This is a genomic window from Dorea sp. Marseille-P4042, from assembly GCF_900290215.1.
Lineage (GTDB): Bacteria > Bacillota > Clostridia > Lachnospirales > Lachnospiraceae > Dorea > Dorea formicigenerans.
In genome coordinates this window covers 129,107-145,328 of record NZ_OLMI01000003.1, presented here as the reverse complement: position 1 = coordinate 145,328, position 16,222 = coordinate 129,107, and the positions used below count along the sequence as shown (strand labels likewise).

Annotated in this window: 19 protein-coding genes and 1 other annotated feature (1 of these 20 only partly in view); all 19 genes read left to right on the top strand. The window is 37.0% G+C overall.

The genetic code is table 11. The features are described 5' to 3' along the window. The first annotated feature begins 32 nt into the window (after positions 1–32). The 19 genes from C7E02_RS14090 (at position 33) to C7E02_RS14000 (ending at position 16,079) form a co-directional block, all read left to right on the top strand. A complete protein-coding gene (locus C7E02_RS14090; RefSeq protein ID WP_005339926.1) occupies positions 33–923 on the top strand; it encodes a transporter substrate-binding domain-containing protein in 891 nt (296 codons plus the stop codon). 500 nt (positions 924–1,423) lie between these two features. Next, positions 1,424–2,080: a 3'-5' exonuclease gene (locus tag C7E02_RS14085; RefSeq protein WP_005339928.1), complete on the top strand. Its 657-nt coding sequence runs from the start codon at positions 1,424–1,426 to the stop codon at positions 2,078–2,080. A gap of 88 nt (positions 2,081–2,168) precedes the next feature. Next, positions 2,169–3,161 carry a helix-turn-helix transcriptional regulator gene (locus tag C7E02_RS14080; protein ID WP_105309912.1) on the top strand — a complete coding sequence of 331 codons (993 nt, stop codon included), beginning with the start codon at positions 2,169–2,171 and terminating at the stop codon, positions 3,159–3,161. Positions 3,162–3,312: 151 nt separating this feature from the next. Then, positions 3,313–3,963, top strand: a complete 651-nt coding sequence (locus C7E02_RS14075; protein WP_105309911.1) for a GIY-YIG nuclease family protein — start codon at positions 3,313–3,315, stop codon at positions 3,961–3,963. A gap of 73 nt (positions 3,964–4,036) precedes the next feature. Further along, positions 4,037–4,504 (top strand): very short patch repair endonuclease, encoded by a 468-nt coding sequence (locus C7E02_RS14070; RefSeq protein WP_005339936.1) that lies wholly within the window; start codon positions 4,037–4,039, stop codon positions 4,502–4,504. Between the two features lie 3 nt (positions 4,505–4,507). Next, positions 4,508–5,935 (top strand): Sau3AI family type II restriction endonuclease, encoded by a 1,428-nt coding sequence (locus C7E02_RS14065; protein WP_005339937.1) that lies wholly within the window; start codon positions 4,508–4,510, stop codon positions 5,933–5,935. A gap of 1 nt (position 5,936) precedes the next feature. Continuing rightward, a complete protein-coding gene (locus C7E02_RS14060; protein ID WP_005339939.1) occupies positions 5,937–6,959 on the top strand; it encodes a hypothetical protein in 1,023 nt (340 codons plus the stop codon). A gap of 83 nt (positions 6,960–7,042) precedes the next feature. Beyond that, positions 7,043–8,428 carry a DNA (cytosine-5-)-methyltransferase gene (dcm, locus tag C7E02_RS14055; protein WP_005339941.1) on the top strand — a complete coding sequence of 462 codons (1,386 nt, stop codon included), beginning with the start codon at positions 7,043–7,045 and terminating at the stop codon, positions 8,426–8,428. Positions 8,429–8,911: 483 nt separating this feature from the next. Continuing rightward, positions 8,912–9,121 (top strand): hypothetical protein, encoded by a 210-nt coding sequence (locus C7E02_RS14050; RefSeq protein WP_105309910.1) that lies wholly within the window; start codon positions 8,912–8,914, stop codon positions 9,119–9,121. A 29-nt stretch (positions 9,122–9,150) separates the two neighbouring features. After that, positions 9,151–9,492, top strand: coding sequence for a hypothetical protein (locus tag C7E02_RS14045; protein WP_105309909.1), 342 nt, complete (start codon positions 9,151–9,153; stop codon positions 9,490–9,492). A gap of 267 nt (positions 9,493–9,759) precedes the next feature. Continuing rightward, positions 9,760–10,215: a YaiI/YqxD family protein gene (locus C7E02_RS14040; protein WP_105309908.1), complete on the top strand. Its 456-nt coding sequence runs from the start codon at positions 9,760–9,762 to the stop codon at positions 10,213–10,215. Positions 10,216–10,220: 5 nt separating this feature from the next. After that, positions 10,221–10,946: an alpha/beta hydrolase gene (locus tag C7E02_RS14035; RefSeq protein ID WP_242978887.1), complete on the top strand. Its 726-nt coding sequence runs from the start codon at positions 10,221–10,223 to the stop codon at positions 10,944–10,946. Between the two features lie 135 nt (positions 10,947–11,081). Next, a complete protein-coding gene (locus C7E02_RS14030) occupies positions 11,082–11,651 on the top strand; it encodes a DUF6933 domain-containing protein (RefSeq protein ID WP_022278939.1) in 570 nt (189 codons plus the stop codon). 36 nt (positions 11,652–11,687) lie between these two features. Then, the gene (locus tag C7E02_RS14025) at positions 11,688–12,236 is read left to right on the top strand and encodes a hypothetical protein (protein ID WP_105309906.1); all 549 of its coding nucleotides are present in this window, start codon (positions 11,688–11,690) and stop codon (positions 12,234–12,236) included. 209 nt (positions 12,237–12,445) lie between these two features. After that, on the top strand, positions 12,446–13,312 hold the full coding sequence (locus C7E02_RS14020) for a TrmH family RNA methyltransferase (protein WP_105309905.1): 867 nt from the start codon (positions 12,446–12,448) through the stop codon (positions 13,310–13,312). Between the two features lie 29 nt (positions 13,313–13,341). Next, the gene (locus C7E02_RS14015; RefSeq protein ID WP_005339963.1) at positions 13,342–13,692 is read left to right on the top strand and encodes an arsenate reductase family protein; all 351 of its coding nucleotides are present in this window, start codon (positions 13,342–13,344) and stop codon (positions 13,690–13,692) included. A 23-nt stretch (positions 13,693–13,715) separates the two neighbouring features. Further along, positions 13,716–13,934, top strand: a complete 219-nt coding sequence (locus C7E02_RS14010; protein WP_005339964.1) for a hypothetical protein — start codon at positions 13,716–13,718, stop codon at positions 13,932–13,934. A gap of 59 nt (positions 13,935–13,993) precedes the next feature. Further along, on the top strand, positions 13,994–15,463 hold the full coding sequence (gene pap, locus C7E02_RS14005) for a polyphosphate:AMP phosphotransferase (RefSeq protein ID WP_105309904.1): 1,470 nt from the start codon (positions 13,994–13,996) through the stop codon (positions 15,461–15,463). A gap of 103 nt (positions 15,464–15,566) precedes the next feature. Then, positions 15,567–16,079 carry a flavodoxin family protein gene (locus C7E02_RS14000; RefSeq protein WP_117495266.1) on the top strand — a complete coding sequence of 171 codons (513 nt, stop codon included), beginning with the start codon at positions 15,567–15,569 and terminating at the stop codon, positions 16,077–16,079. Between the two features lie 131 nt (positions 16,080–16,210). Beyond that, positions 16,211–16,222 (top strand) — a binding site (T-box leader) (it continues 258 nt past the right edge of the window).

Here is a 16,222-nt window from a genome sequence, read left to right as displayed (position 1 = left end):
ATATAAGAAATGAGACAAGGAGAGTTTGTATTATGAAAAATGGAAAACTGAAAAAATTAATTACACTGGCAACCGTAGTCGCAAGTACATTTGCACTTGTAGCATGCGGAAGCTCAAGCTCCGATGATTCTAAAGGAAGCGATTCCTCAGCAAAAAAAGATTCCGGAACTGTTTATCGTACATTAGATGAAATCAAAAAAGACGGAACAATCAATATCGGAGTATTTTCCGATAAGAATCCATTTGGATATGTTGATGAAAACGGTGAATATCAGGGATATGATGTATACTTTGCGAACAGAATCGGTAAAGATCTCGGTGTAAAAGTCAACTTTGTATCTACAGAAGCTGCAAACCGTATCGAGTATCTGCAGACAGGAAAAGTTGATCTGATCCTTGCAAACTTCACAGTCACAGACGAGCGTGCAGAAGAAGTAGACTTCGCACTTCCGTACATGAACGTAGCACTTGGAGTTGTATCTCCGGACAGCAACGTTATCAAGAGCCTGGACAACTGGAACAGTAAAGACCAGATGATCGTCATCTCCGGAACAACAGCAGAGACTTACCTGACAGAGAATTATCCGGACATTCCACTTCAGAAATATGATTCCTACGCAACAGCAAAGAATGCTCTGGAAAATGGAAATGGTGTAGCATGGGCAAACGACAACACAGAGGTTATCGCATTTGCACTTCAGAACAAAGGTTACACAGTTGGAATCTCTGAACTTGGAAATAAAGACACCATTGCACCAGCAGTATCCAAAGGAAACGATACATTGCTTGATTGGGTAAATGAGGAAATCAAATCACTTGGTGATGAACAGTTCTTCCACAAAGATTACGAAGAGACACTTGTAGACACTTACGGAAAAGACTACGAAGAGGATCTGGTTGTAGAAGGTGGAGCAGTGAAATAGATTCAAGGTAGTCTCACTGGATTAAAAGAGAATAATAAAAGTAAGAAGAAATGAGCTGGCCGAAAGGTCAGCTTGTTTTTATGTATGGGGGAAATAAAAAAGAAACGAGCAACCTTTTCCAGTCATAAGACCTTACTCAGTAACAAAACCCATTTCTAATGACAATACTAATATAAATATAAAAATATGTCAAGATATATTTGCGATATGGTAAAATAAAAAAAGAAACGAGCACACCGTTTGAGCTAGAGCTGTGCGGTAACAAACCCATTTCTTATATTTATACTAATAGAAAAAGAAGAATAAGTCAAGATATAAATTGTAAGGAATAGAAGACTAGCAAAATTGGTTTAAAAATCCGAAACTTAAAAAAATGAAAATAAAGTGGAGCTGTGAATTTTATACCCCACCTGTTTTGGTAGAATATTGTAAATGATAGGTAAAAGAGAGAAGTTGAGTAAAATACCATATGTTGTAAGATTCAGAAGGGAGAATGTTATATGAATTATCTGGTTATTGATTTAGAAATGTGCAAGGTGCCGAGAGATTATCGTAGTAAAAGATACAAACATGCGAATGAAACGATACAAATTGGTGCGGTGCTTCTGGACGAGGAGTTCAAGAGAATTGGAACACTCAGTCAGTTCGTACACCCAGAACAAGGTGTGATAGATTATTTTATTGAAAATCTGACAGGTATCAAGAACGGCCAGGTGAAGCATGCGCCGAGACTTCAGGAAGCGTTATTACATATGCTCAACTGGATTGGTGACAGAGAGTATAAAGTCTATGTCTGGAGTGGAAGTGACCGTGCCCAGATTCTTCATGAGATAAAAGCAAAAAATATTGTAGATGAAAAGGTTGCGTCCTTTATGGAAGAATCCAGATGGGTAGACTATCAGGATATATTTATGAAGAGATATGAGATGTCCAGAAAAATGAGTCTGGAAGAAGCATTGGGACGGGCTGACATAGATCCGGAGGGAAGATTCCACGATGGGCTAAACGATGCGGTCAATACAGGTCTGCTGATTGAAAAGTTAGAATTAAATCCAGATTATCAACTGGTAAGTTATGAGATGCCAGAGAAACCTTCCGAGCACCTTAGCAGTTCACTTGGAGAACTATTTGCCGGTATGGAACTTAAGTTGGCGTAAGGATTAAATCGACAAAATACATAGCTGTACCATATTCTCCCCACCTGTGATACAATGAAACTATCATCAGGTGAGGAGAAAGACTGCGATGCCAAAAGGAAAGAATCAGAAGTTCAAATTATATCGACTTGCACAGATTATGTTAGAAAATACAGATGAAGAGCACTATATCACAATGTCGGAAATTAAAGAAAAGCTGGAAGAATACGAAGTCACTGCGGACCGGAAAAGTATTTATAATGATCTGAAAGATCTGGAAAAGCTAGGGATAGAGGTTGAAGGAGAGCCGGTGGGAAACCGCTATCATTATCATGTGGTAGAGCGCCCATTCGAACTTCCGGAATTAAAGCTTCTGGTAGATGCGATTCAGTCTTCAAAATTCATCACCCAAAAGAAGACAAATACACTGATTAAAAAGCTGGAAAAACTGGTCAGTAAATATGACGCACAGAAATTGCAGCGACAAGTCTATGTGTCCGGCAGAATCAAGGCCATGAACGAAAGCATTTATTATACAGTTGATGCAATTCATAATGCCATATCCGAGAACCGGAAAATCAAGTTCCAGTATTATCAGTGGAATGTGAAAAAAGAAATGGAGCTTCGGCATGACGGCGCCTGGTATCATATCAGTCCATGGGGACTTTCTTGGGATGATGAGAATTATTATCTCGTAGGATATGATTCAGAAGCAGAATTGATTAAGCATTACCGGGTAGACAAAATGCTTCATATCAAAATGTCTGCAGAAGCACGCGAAGGAAAAGAATATTTCAAACAACTAGATATGGCAGACTATACCAAGAAAAGCTTCGGAATGTTCGGCGGAAAAGAAAAGACCGTAAAGCTTCTGGTAGATAACCGCCTGGCCGGAGTTATCATTGATCGATTCGGAAAAGACATTATGCTCATACCAGCAGATGAAAATCATTTTACCGTAAATGTAGATGTACATGTCAGCAAGCAGTTCCTGGGCTGGGTATTCTCATTGGGCGAGCAGGTGAAAATACTTTCACCTGAGGAAGTTGTAGAACAGATGCAAGGAGAAGTGAAAAGACTGGTAGAGCAGTATGGCGAATAGAAAGGCTCTACTTAGAAAATGAAACCCCAATGTATATAGGAGAAGTTGATAAAAACTGAAATTGCGACTTCACGGTATGGTTTGCGAAAGATGTTTTCGCTTGCAAATAAAAGCATATAGTGAATAGGAAAATGTCAACAAGGAGGATATTATGGCACAAGGTGTAATTTATATATTGACGAATCCATCATTTCCAGAATATGTAAAGATTGGCTATGCAGCAAAGCTTGAAGAAAGACTGAGACAACTAAATAGAAGCGAAGCGATTCCATATGCATTTCGCGCATATGCGACTTACGAAGTAGAATCAAATCTGACAGATGTAGTATTTCATGATTTGATTGACAGACTGAACCCAGACTTACGATCTATCGAAACATTTGCCGGAAGAGAGCGAAAAAGAGAGTTCTATGCGATGAGTCCGGAAGATGCCTATAGCTTATTAGAATGCATTGCAAAGATAAGTGGAACAGAAGCCCGATTGAAAAAGTTGACACCGGAAGGTCACGAGACATTAGATGAAGAGATGGCAAATGAAATCGCAAGAGAAGCTAGACGTGGGCCATTTCGTTTCAGTAAATACGGAATACCAGTGGGTGCTAAAATTAAGTACATCAATGATCCGTCAATTGAGGTGGTTGTGGTAGATGACAGACATGTGTCATATAAAGGCGTGACAACCTCTACATCAGCACTGGCAAAGGAATTGTTGGAAAGTGAGTACCAGGTACAGGGAACCGCATATTTTACATATGAAGGAGAAAAGCTGACGGACAGAAGAGACCGGATGGAGAATAGTTAAGAGAAATATGCTCGCTTTTGTAACATGTTTTTATGGTATAATATAAAAAATTACATGTTAGGGAAATGAGCAAATGAAAGCAAAAGAAAGAGTTTTTAATAATGTAACTGAACAGCGTAGAAAAACGATGAGTAAAATCAGAGGAAAGAATACAACAATTGAAGTTACATTGCAAAAGGCTCTATGGGCAAAAGGATATCGTTATAGAAAGAATTATAAAAAGCTTCCGGGGTCACCAGATATTTGCCTGACGAAATATCGTATAGCTATTTTCTGTGACAGTGAATTTTTTCACGGAAAAGATTGGGAAGTATTAAAAGCTAAAGTGGAAAAAGGAAATAACGGAGAATATTGGTCTAAAAAGATTCAAGAAAATATAACACGAGACAATGAGAAAGATAAGGCCTTGAATGCCTTGGGCTGGACTGTGATTCATTTTTGGGGAAAAGATATTCTTAAGAAAACAGATGAATGTGTAAAAGTGATTGAAGAAACCATTTTTGAACTGGAAATGGAAGAAGTAACATTTGAAGAGGAATAATTTATGGGATATTTGTTAGAGTATGATGAAACCAATCCGATATCGATTGAAACATATGGAAAAAGATTAATTGGGAAAACATTTCAAGACATCTGTGACGAAGATGATATGCGAAAAGCAGCAGTTGTCAGAGAGACAGAAAACTATGAAGTAAAACATGAAAATAAAAAAAGAAAAGGCGGACTGGGAGAACTTGTTGAAGAACGATATTTTCATTATCAGTCTAATAATGATGCCCGACCAGATTTTGATAAAGCTGGTGTAGAACTGAAAGTGACTCCATATAAAATTAATAAAAATGGAAGCATTTCAGCCAAAGAGCGATTGATTTTAACAATGATAGACTATTGCTCAGTTGTAAATGAATCTTTCGAAGAAAGTCATATGTGGGCAAAAGCTCGGCTGATTTTGCTGGTTTATTATTTATATAGACAAGAAATTGAAAATCGGTTGGATTATAAAATTGATTATGTTCAATTATTTTCACCTCCGGAAGAAGATATGAAAATAATTGAGCATGATTTTAATGTAATTAAAGAAAAAATATGTGCAGGAAAAGCACATGAATTATCAGAAGGAGATACACTTTATTTAGGAGCAGCTACGAAAGCGGCAACTTCTGAGGATAGACGTGAGCAGCCATTTAGTGATGAGTTGGCAAAACCAAGAGCATTTGCTTTCAAAAATTCGTATATGACATATGTACTGAATAATTATATTATCCCAGGTAAAAAGACATATGAACCAATTGTAAAAGGAAGTATAGAAGAGTCATTTGAGGACTATGTAGTAAAGAAAATAGATGAACATTGTGGAAGCAGTGAATTAGAACTATGCTATAAATATGAAGTGAATATTAATAAGAAACCAAAAGATTTAGGAGCTATTCTCGCTTATCGAATGTTAGGCATAAAAAGCAACAAAGCAGAAGAATTTGTAAAAGCAAATGTTGTAGTAAAAACTATTAGGGTTGAAAACAATAATAAAATCAAAGAACATATGTCATTCCCGATATTTCGGTTCAAAGAATTAGTAGAAGAGGATTGGGAAAATTCCACATTTGGAAATTATTTAAGAGAAACAAGATTTTTGTTTGTGGTATATAAATTTGATGAAAATGGAGAATTGAGGTTAAGGGGTGCACAATTCTGGAATATGCCGTATGAAGATTTGGAAGGAAATGTAAGGAAAGTCTGGAAAGAAACCAAACAGATTTTGATTGATGGGTTAGAAGTTGAAAAAGTCAATGGTAAAAACTACAATAATTTTCCTAAGGCTTCTGATAATCCTATATGTCATGTTCGTCCACATGCAAGAAACGCCCAAGATGTAGATGAATTACCGGATGGACGCATGTTTCCGAAACAATGTTTTTGGTTAAATAAAGAATACATATTGTCGCAGTTAGACGAGAATTTTTTGGAGGAGTAAGATGTCAGGAAAAAAGAAAATAGCATATCCCATTGAGTTACCATTTACGATACAGGAACCTATATTATTAAATAATGCAATAGACAAGTATCAACTACATAAAGAATTAATTGATCAATTATTAAATGCTTTGAAGGGGTCATTTCATGTCGGATATGTAAGACGTCAAAAGAAATATATACATGGTATAAGTGCAAACTCATTAAATGAGGCGATACGAGAAAAATTGAAAGGAATTCCAGGAATAGAAGGAGAAACTAATGTTGTATTTGGAACATTTCTTCCACCGGTAAAGGGAAAAGGAGAATTTGATTTTTCTATATATAATAAAGAAACCAATTTTTATAAATTGTGGGATTATTGTTATGGGGAAAATGCTATAAGAGATGGTGATTTAATAGTTGATAAATACATAAAAGATAATAAATTACGGCAAAAGTGGGATAAATTTTGTGTAAAACAAAAAAATGATGAACATAAAATGGACATGAATTCAGCACATAACACATTTAATATCCTTGGTGAAATACAATTTGGAAATTGGGCAATGGTGTATAAAGACATGTTCAGACTTGTGTCTGCGATTAATAAAAATGCTCAAATAGACTTGTATATTTATATTGCAGCCACAGACAATTTGAAAAAAATTATTAGCGATGGTGTAGTGGGAGTCAATGCTGCTAGAGAAAGGTTTCAAGAAAATATTGATAATCATAACATAAATAAACCAGTAATGATAGTTCCTTTGGATATTGATTTTGACTTAGATACGTATGATTTTTCGGAAGCAGAGAAGGGGTATGATGAAATCAGTAGAGAAATACAGGAGTTGGAGCAAAAAATCAGTTGGAACAAAAAGAAAATAACAGTTTTAAATGATAAAAAGAAAAATGCAGATAGTGAAAAAGCAAAAATAATAAAAGAAGAAATAAAGGATTTAAGAAATGAAAAAAAACATAATCAACAAGAATTAGATGAATTGAAAAATTTGTATAAAATATCAGATGAGATTGAAGAAATTTAAAAATGATCTTTACAAACTGAAAAAAATAAGTTAATATATTAAAAAGAACGATCGTTCGGCAATAAAAAAAGGAGTAAAACAAAGTGAAAAAGACAGTTTGCGAATTGTTTGCTGGAGTGGGTGGCTTTAGATGCGGACTTAATAATATAAAAACATCAAAAGATTATGGTAAAAAAGAAAAATGGGATACCGTTTGGTTCAGTCAGTGGGAACCAGCGGAGAAAAAGACACAATATGCACATGATTGTTATGTATATAGATTTGGAACATGTTTAGATAAAAATGGAGAGGATACAACTAATTACAATATTGAAGAAGTAGATAAATCAACAATTCCAGATTTCAATTTGTTAGTAGGTGGCTTTCCGTGCCAAGACTATTCGGTAGCATCATCTTTGGCGACATCAAAAGGCTTAGAAGGGAAAAAAGGAATTTTATGGTGGTCTATTAGAGAAACTGTGGAGAAAAAACAACCACCATTTATTTTGCTTGAGAATGTGGATCGCTTGCTTAAATCACCAGCAAAGCAGAGAGGAAGAGATTTCGGAATTATTCTTGCATGTCTCAGAGATGAAGGATATACAGTTGAATGGCGTGTTATTAATGCAGCAGAATATGGTTATCAGCAACGTAGAAGAAGAACATTTATTTTTGCATATAGGAATGATACAAAATATGCAGAAGATGTTGCTGATGCAATTCAATATATAAATAAAAGTAAACTGGAAGAAAACAGACAAAGTATGAACCGAGTTTTGGTTCATGATGGCTTTTTTGCAGAAACATTTCCAGTATATGATGTAGATTCTAAGCGGATGAAGATAGTAGAATTGCCGGAAGGAATTGGTGAACTTTCAGAAGAATTTGAATTTAACTTTGAAAATACTGGTGTTATGAAAGATGGAGTTGTGTATACGACCAAAACTATGCCAAAGTATGAAGGAAATGTAACTACATTGGGAGACATCATGGAAAAAGAAGAAGTGGATAAAAAGTATTTTATCCCAAAAGAAAAGTTGTATTATACAAATCCTAATATTACACATAGTGATGAAACTCATGGAAAATTACCAAAAGAAGAAAGACAGACTTGGCAATATATAAAAGGTGCAAAGAAATTAGCACGTAAATCATCAGGTGGACACGAGTATATATTTTCAGAAGGTGCAATTCCGATGGTCGATGATGAAGACAAGCCAGCTAGAACAATGTTGACATCAGAAGGAGGATTTAATCGCTCCACTCATATTGTAAAAGATAAAAAAACAGGGAATATTAGATTGCTTACAGCAGGAGAGACGGAACGGATTCAGGGGTTCCCGACTGATCATACAAAATATTGTTTAGTAAATGGAGAAACAGTGGAAATGCCGTTAAATAAGAGGAGATTTATGATGGGAAATGCATTAGTAGTAAATTTGATTGCAGATATGGAAGAAACATTAGATAAGATTTTTGAAAAAGAATAAAATTAGTATAAGTATGAGCCCAAATTCATTATAATGAATTTGGGCATATTATTTAAAGCAGGCTGTTTGTGGTAACAAAAGTGACTTATATATTTTTGAAAAAATAAAATGCAATAATTAGATGGAAGTGGTAAACACCTTAAGAGAAGTTGATTATATATTAGAATGTAAGCATAATTGGATTAATACATGGTATAAAAGCGGTACTTTGAAAAACTGTATTGAGTAAACTTGATTAAAAGAGTGAGGTAATCGTGGGAACGTAATGTATAGTTCGGAAAAATATTAAAAAGAAGATTGATTGGAGAAATTTACTAATGAATAAAGTGTTGGTTACCGGATTAGGAATAGCAAGAGAATTTGGAATTTGTGATTCCTGTAATTTAGATTTTTCATGGTTGGCAAACAATCCATCCATCTACCATTTTGTGGGCAGACCAATTATATATTCCATATTCGTCTTTTGAAGCACAAGTTAAACAAATGGAACGAAAAGATGAAAAAATTATTAGTTTGTTTTTGAATATGGCTGAAGATCATGGAATGATTAAAAAAGTAGATTTATCTGATATGTATCAAGAGTCAGTAGGAGAACAAATATATCAAAAAATGCTGACAGATTCACAGGCATTGTTAAAAACTTTTCCAGAGGTAATAAAAAAGGAGACAAAGGTGTTCCAAATGAAATTATAATTGGTGAGGAAGGATATTGTGGGGCATGGATGTCAGCAATTTATGCTGGAATTCGAATTGCTAGAGATATTGGAGCTAATTGCTTATTTAGCAAGAGAGAGCATAATTTTCTGAAGTATTTGTATGGAATGGAAAGTAATAAATTAGACATAAACAATGTGTATTCTGAAATATTTTCATTGTACATGCCTGAGGGATTAGCAATTCATAATTATGCATTTGTAAATGAAGATAAGTGTAAACAATGTGCGCATTATAAACAATGTAAAGAAAGTTATTTGTGTGATACGGAACAAGCATTAAAAAAATGTTTAAATGGAGAGATTATGACGAATTACAACAGGCAAAAGAAGAAATTAATAAGATTATAGTGTTAAAAAATGAGGTTAATGGAAGATAAAATATTTAATTATATCAAAATCAGATTATGATTATTTAAAATGAGGAAAATAAAAGAACTTCTTGGCTAAAGCGTCTGACAAGCAGATACCATACAAGAAGCCCATTTTCATTTTAATTAGTACCTAATGATTAAAGCGTCTAAATATAAACGCCATTCTATCAGCACTTAATATCTTATTTTAAAGATTTGTACACTATTTGTAAATAGAAAAAAGTAGGAGTTTTAGGAGAGAAACATGCGAGTATTCATTGATGCTGATGCCTGCCCGGTGGTCAGCATAGTTGAGAACATATCAAAAAAATACAACATTCCAGTGACTTTATTATGTGACACAAATCATGTCCTGACATCTGAGTACAGTGAAGTGATTGTTGTGGGTGCCGGAGCGGATGCTGTTGATTATAAGTTGATCGGCATTTGTCATAGGGGAGATATTGTGGTTTCACAGGATTATGGAGTGGCAGCGATGGCGTTGGGAAAGGGTGCATTTGCTATTCATCAGTCTGGCAAATGGTACACCAATGACAATATTGATCAGATGCTTATGGAGCGATATTTGAATAAGAAGGCGAGAAGAAGTTCTCATAAAAATCATATAAAAGGGCCGAAGAAACGTACTGAGGAAGATGATGAGCGGTTTGCGCAGTCATTTGAGAAAATGATAAGGATGGCAGTGGAATCAGAAATGTGATGAAAATGAAGAAGATAAATGTGACAGAGACAATCGTAGCAGATATACAATTACGTATCGTACAGAATGGATCGGGAGGTCCGGTTATTTTCTGGGGCATGTATCCGCATCAGGGAGGAGAAGTAGAACATTTTTGGGAAGCTTTGATGGAACTTGTGCCAGAACAGAACTTTTTGCTAGTAGCATTTCAGGTGGAAGACTGGAACCGGGATTTTTCACCCTGGGAAGCACCGGCGGCATTTGGAACGGAAGCATTTGATGGACAAGGCGCAAGGACGTTGAAGTGGTTACTTGAAGAAGGAGTCCCATATATTGACCGGACATATCATGTGAAAGAACAGGAGCACTGGCTGGCAGGCTATTCCCTGGCAGGATTATTTGCGCTGTGGGCGGCATACGAATGTGATACATTTGCTGGAATTGCGTGTTGTTCTGGTTCTCTATGGTTCAAGGATTGGGATATTTACATGAGAGAACATAAGTTGAAGCGAAAATGCAGCGTATATCTAAGCCTTGGAGGCAAGGAAGAAAAGACGAAGAACGCAGTAATGGAAGCCGTGGGAGACCGCACCAGGGAACAAGAAAAATTATTGCTGGAAGATCCATTTGCAGAGCGGGTAGTATTAGAGTGGAATCCCGGAGGACATTTCGCAGATTCCGGGAAGCGCCTGGCAAAAGGAATTCGATGGCTGTTAGAAAAATTGAAATTATTGCATTTGGTAAAATTGTAATAATTCTTAATCACAGGGGATTGCGAAAGAAGAGTACACTAATAAAATAATCGGTTAATGCCAGAAGAAAAGTTCGATGGTATAATGGAAGTATTCGAGGAAGGAAAAAGCTATACATAAGAATAGGTGATATATATGGAAATTGGTGCAACAAAGGCTGTTCAAGAACGATTAAAAGCAACAAAGATTAGTGAAATAAAAGAAACATCGCTTGTGTTTTGTTGGGATACACATTTGGCAAAAATAAAGAGAAGAAATGTACTGTTTATAGTAAATGCCAGCAATCGCTATACAATAGCAATGACAGATATTGAACCAAGGAATTGGAATCATTATACATTGTATATTAGTCGTGTGATTCATGGCGTGATGCAACAAATGGGTTATTTAGAAGATCAGATAGAACAGTATTTTAGAATGTCAGGTGATACGATTGTTACAAAAACACACGGTAAGAAATCCGTTGGCGGCATAAATAGAATGATAACAGATGCACAGTATTTTGATAAGAAATTTGAGAAGGAAACAAAGTATCAGTGGGACTTGAATGAGTATCTTAACAGAGATATTTGCCAGCCAGATGGTTTTGACGCATATGGATATCCAAGGGAACTTTTTAAATTAGACATGGAACGTTTAGGGATTGTCCCAAAAAGAAAACCAGCAAAGGTGATTGATTTCAAGGCATATGTACATAGAAAATAATTTTAGTAGGAGGCTATGAAGTAACAGGAGAAAATGATGAGTGAATATATTACAACATACACAGGAAAACATTTTGAACCAACAAATCCGGATCCGGAGTTAATTCGGATTGAAGATATTGCACATGCACTTTCCATGCTTTGCCGTGGAAATGGACATGTAAAGACATTTTGGTCGGTGGGACAGCATTGTATTTGCTGTGCCAGGGAGGCAGCAGCCCGTGGTCTGTCAAATCGAATGGTACTTGCATGCTTGCTTCATGATGCAAGTGAATGCTATATGTCCGATGTTCCAACACCATTTAAGAATGAACTACCGGAATATCAGGAGCAGGAAGAACATTTGCTTGGCATAATTTATGAAAAATTTTTGGGCTCAGATTTGACGGAGGAAGAACAGAAAGAACTCAAAGAAATAGATCATGCAATGCTATGGTATGACCTGGAACATTTACTTGGAGAAATACAATACGGAGAAATTCCAGAGTTACATATTGACTTAGATTATACGGTTCGTCCATTTGAAGAAGTCGAAGAAGAATATCTGTCACTTTTTGAAAAATATTCTAGAACATTTTGCATATGATATTGGAAATGAAAGAGTATCTGAAATGCTTTCGAATGCATTGAGAAAAAGACATCCTTACAGAGTCTTTAAAGATAAATGAATTGGGAATCAGTCAGCTTTATTATGATTACAGAAGCCAGGCGTATCTTGATAAGGCAGAAGAGTGGTGTAGGGAGAATTCAGTAGCATATAGAAGAAAATAGTATGGGGAAGGAATTGCAGACAAAATGCTAAACATATTAGAAATCAATGATTTTTCCGCACCGGAGCTTGATATTTATGCGAGACGTACCGAGGCGCAGCTTTTAAATAAGGACAATCCGGAGGCTGGATTATTTATCGCGGAGAGTCCGAAGGTAATTGGCAGAGCGTTAGATGCGGGCTATATCCCGGTATCGGCTCTGGTCGAAAAGCATCAGATGAAAGAAAATGAAGAGACAAGGCAGATTCTGGAGAGGTTTGAAGGTACAGATGTCCCGATATTTACAGCGGAGTTTGAAGTGCTGACAAAAATGACCGGATTCAAATTGACAAGAGGAATGCTGTGCGCCCTAAAGCGTCAGCCGCTTATAGATTATCAGAATATGTGTGAGGGAAAAGACCGGATCGTCATTTTGGAAAATGTAATGAATCCGACGAATGTCGGTGCAATTTTCCGGTCGGCAGCAGCTTTGAACATGGATGCAGTTTTTCTGACTCCTGGATGCAGTGATCCGCTTTACAGGAGAGCCTCAAGAGTCAGTATGGGAACGGTTTTTCAGATTCCGTGGACATTTATTCAGGACAATAATGAAATGCGTTGCCAGCGGGAGATACTTTGGCCCAGGCAGGCGATTACAGAACTTCGGGAAATGGGTTATAAAACGGCAGCGCTTGCGCTGACAGATGATTCGGTCGGAATCGACAATCCGGAACTTATGCAGGAAGAGAAGCTGGCAATTATTCTTGGAACCGAGGGCGAAGGTTTGATGGATAGGACAATTGAGATGTGTGATTACACAGTCAAGATTCCGATGTCACATGACGTTGATTCATTAAATGTAGCAGCGGCAAGTGCGGTGGCATTTTGGCAGCTGGGAAAGAAGCAAAAATAAGTAAAAACTATTACGGAGGGATTGAAAAGATGTTATTTTTATATTATCCAAAATGTTCTACTTGCCAGAAGGCAAAGAAATGGCTGGATGCCAATCACATTTCTTATGAGGAGCGTCACATTGTGGAGGAGAATCCAACTTACGAGGAGCTGAAGCAGTGGTATGAGAATGGGGATTTACCGCTAAAGAAGTTTTTTAATACAAGTGGTATGCTTTATAAAGAGCAAAAATTAAAAGACAAACTTCCTGACATGAGCGAGGAAGAGCAGTTGAGGCTTCTGGCGACAAACGGAATGCTTGTGAAACGACCATTGATCGTGAAAGAAAATCTTGTGTTGACGGGATTTAAAGAGAAAGAATGGACGGAAAAGTTATTATAAGGTCTGGGAAAGGAGATTATAACATGGGAAAAATTATAAATATTTTACCAATGGCAAATAGAGAAGACAATCTGCAGGAAATCATGGAGGCGCTGCAGGAGGTAAAAGATGCGCTTGTGGAAGTACTGGATCAGTATGAGGAGGAGGGAGCTGAGGAGAAAGCAGATACTTTGATGGAAGCATTGGATGCACTTGAAGATGCGTACGATGTAATCAATGACGCAGTAATGGATGAAATTTAGCAGTATCGGACGATACAGAGAGAGACAAGGATAAGAATAAGAATAAGGAGGACTCGGATATGTTGACGAATTGGAATCCGGCACGTATGCCGGAAAAGGATGAGATGAAGTTACGTTTATCTACAGCCAGAAAGCAGTTGTATGATTTACAGATGAAGATCAAGGAACATAAAATTCCGGTAATTGTGCTTTTTGAAGGCTGGGGCACATCCGGAAAGGGAAGCACGATCGGTAAGGTGATCCGGAATATTGATCCGCGCTTTTTCAAGGTCGTGACAATGTCTGAGCCGACAGATGAGGAACTAAGATATCCATTTTTATATCGATTTTTTAAGGAGATTCCAGAAGCAGGGAAATTCACATTCCTGGATTCTGGCTGGTTGGAGCAGATCTGCAGAGAGCATTTAGAGGGAAAAACAGATGAAAAAGAATATGCTTCTCGTATAGAAAGTGTCCGCAATTTTGAAAGACAACTGACAGATAACGGTTATCTTGTCTTGAAGTTTTTTATGCAGATAGAGAAGAAAGAACAAAAAGAACGGGAGCAGAATCTTCTGGAAAGCAAGGATACAAAATGGCGCGTTTCCCTGTTCGATCAGTGGGAAAATGCACATTATAAAAAATGCAAAAAGGCATTTTCAAAGTACATGTCAGATACAAATTCATCTTCCGCACCATGGTATATCATTGATGCAGGTGACCAGAAGTGGGCAGAGCTGCAGGTGATGGAGACGCTGGTGAGCAACATTGAAGTGGCATTGCAGAATCAGGCACATTCGGTGCCAATCTTGCAAAATGTATTTCCGCTGGAACCAATTCCACGTCTTGCAGATATTGATTTGCAGGACAAAATACTGAATGATGAAGAATACAAGAAAGAATTAAAACAGCTTCAGATAGAATTAGGAAAACTGCACAATAAACTTTATCGGAAAAGGATTCCGGTCATTATCACATATGAAGGCTGGGATGCAGCAGGAAAAGGCGGCAATATCAAACGAATTACCGAGGCGCTTGATCCAAGAGGTTATGAGGTACAACCGATTGCCAGACCGGAACCGCATGAAAAAGCAAGACATTATCTGTGGCGTTTTTGGACGAGACTGCCCAAAAGCGGGCATATTGCGATATTTGACAGAACCTGGTACGGCAGAGTGATGGTAGAGCGCCTGGAAGGATTCTGCAGTGAAAATGACTGGCAGCGTGCCTATAATGAAATCAATGAATTCGAAAAAGAATTAAAAGACTGGGGCGCTGTGATGATTAAGTTCTGGGTACAGATTGATAAAGATACCCAGCTGGCGAGATTTCAAGAGCGGCAAAATAATCCGGAGAAACAGTGGAAGATTACCGATGAAGACTGGAGAAATCGGGAAAAATGGGATGAATATGAAGTTGCGGTGAATGAAATGCTTCAAAAGACGAACACAGAATACGCACCGTGGCATATTCTGGAATCCGTAGATAAGAAATATGCCCGGATCAAAGCTTTGAAAATTGTGATCGAAGAAATAAAGAAATACGTTTAATCTTCTAAACATACAGCTCGCTTGCAACATGACCTCTGAGGGGGCGTTTGAACAAGGGATGAAATCTATATAAACCGATACACAAATGATGGAGAAAATTATTATGAAGCTTGCAGTTATTTACCACTCAGAAACTGAAAATACAAAACAGGCAGCAGAATGGATTGCCGATGGAATGAATGAAGTCTCAGGAGTAGAAGCCAGAGCATTTTCTATTGAAAAAGTGGATGAAGATTTTGTAAAGGAAGCAAAAGGAATTGTAGTAGGTTCTCCTTCCTATATGGCACAGATGACACCGCAGATTCATAATTGGCTGTTTGAAAAAGCAGGAGAGTTAGAGTTTCCGGGGAAAATGGGTGGCGCATTTGCAACAGAGCAGTACACACATGGTGGCGGAACTCAGGTCATTCAGTCTATTTTGACAATTGAGATGGTAAAAGGAATGCTGTGCTATTCAGGCGGTATGGCTTGTGGAAAGCCAGTGATTCATCTTGGACCGGTCGGAGTAAATAATAATATGGAAAAGTTCAATGGAATGGGAAATTATAAAGAGTATTTTAATATTTATGGGAAGCGCTTTGCACAAAAGGCAGTAGAGATATTTAATAAAATATAACAAGATTTCATATCGAAAAAATAGAATTGTGAAAACTGCACAAACAGTCCTTTGTATTATTGTTAATTATGTTAAAATAGTCTCTTGTGTTTTAACGCAAAAAAGTGTAAAACATAATATAGTTAAAGAAAAGAAATGCAGTG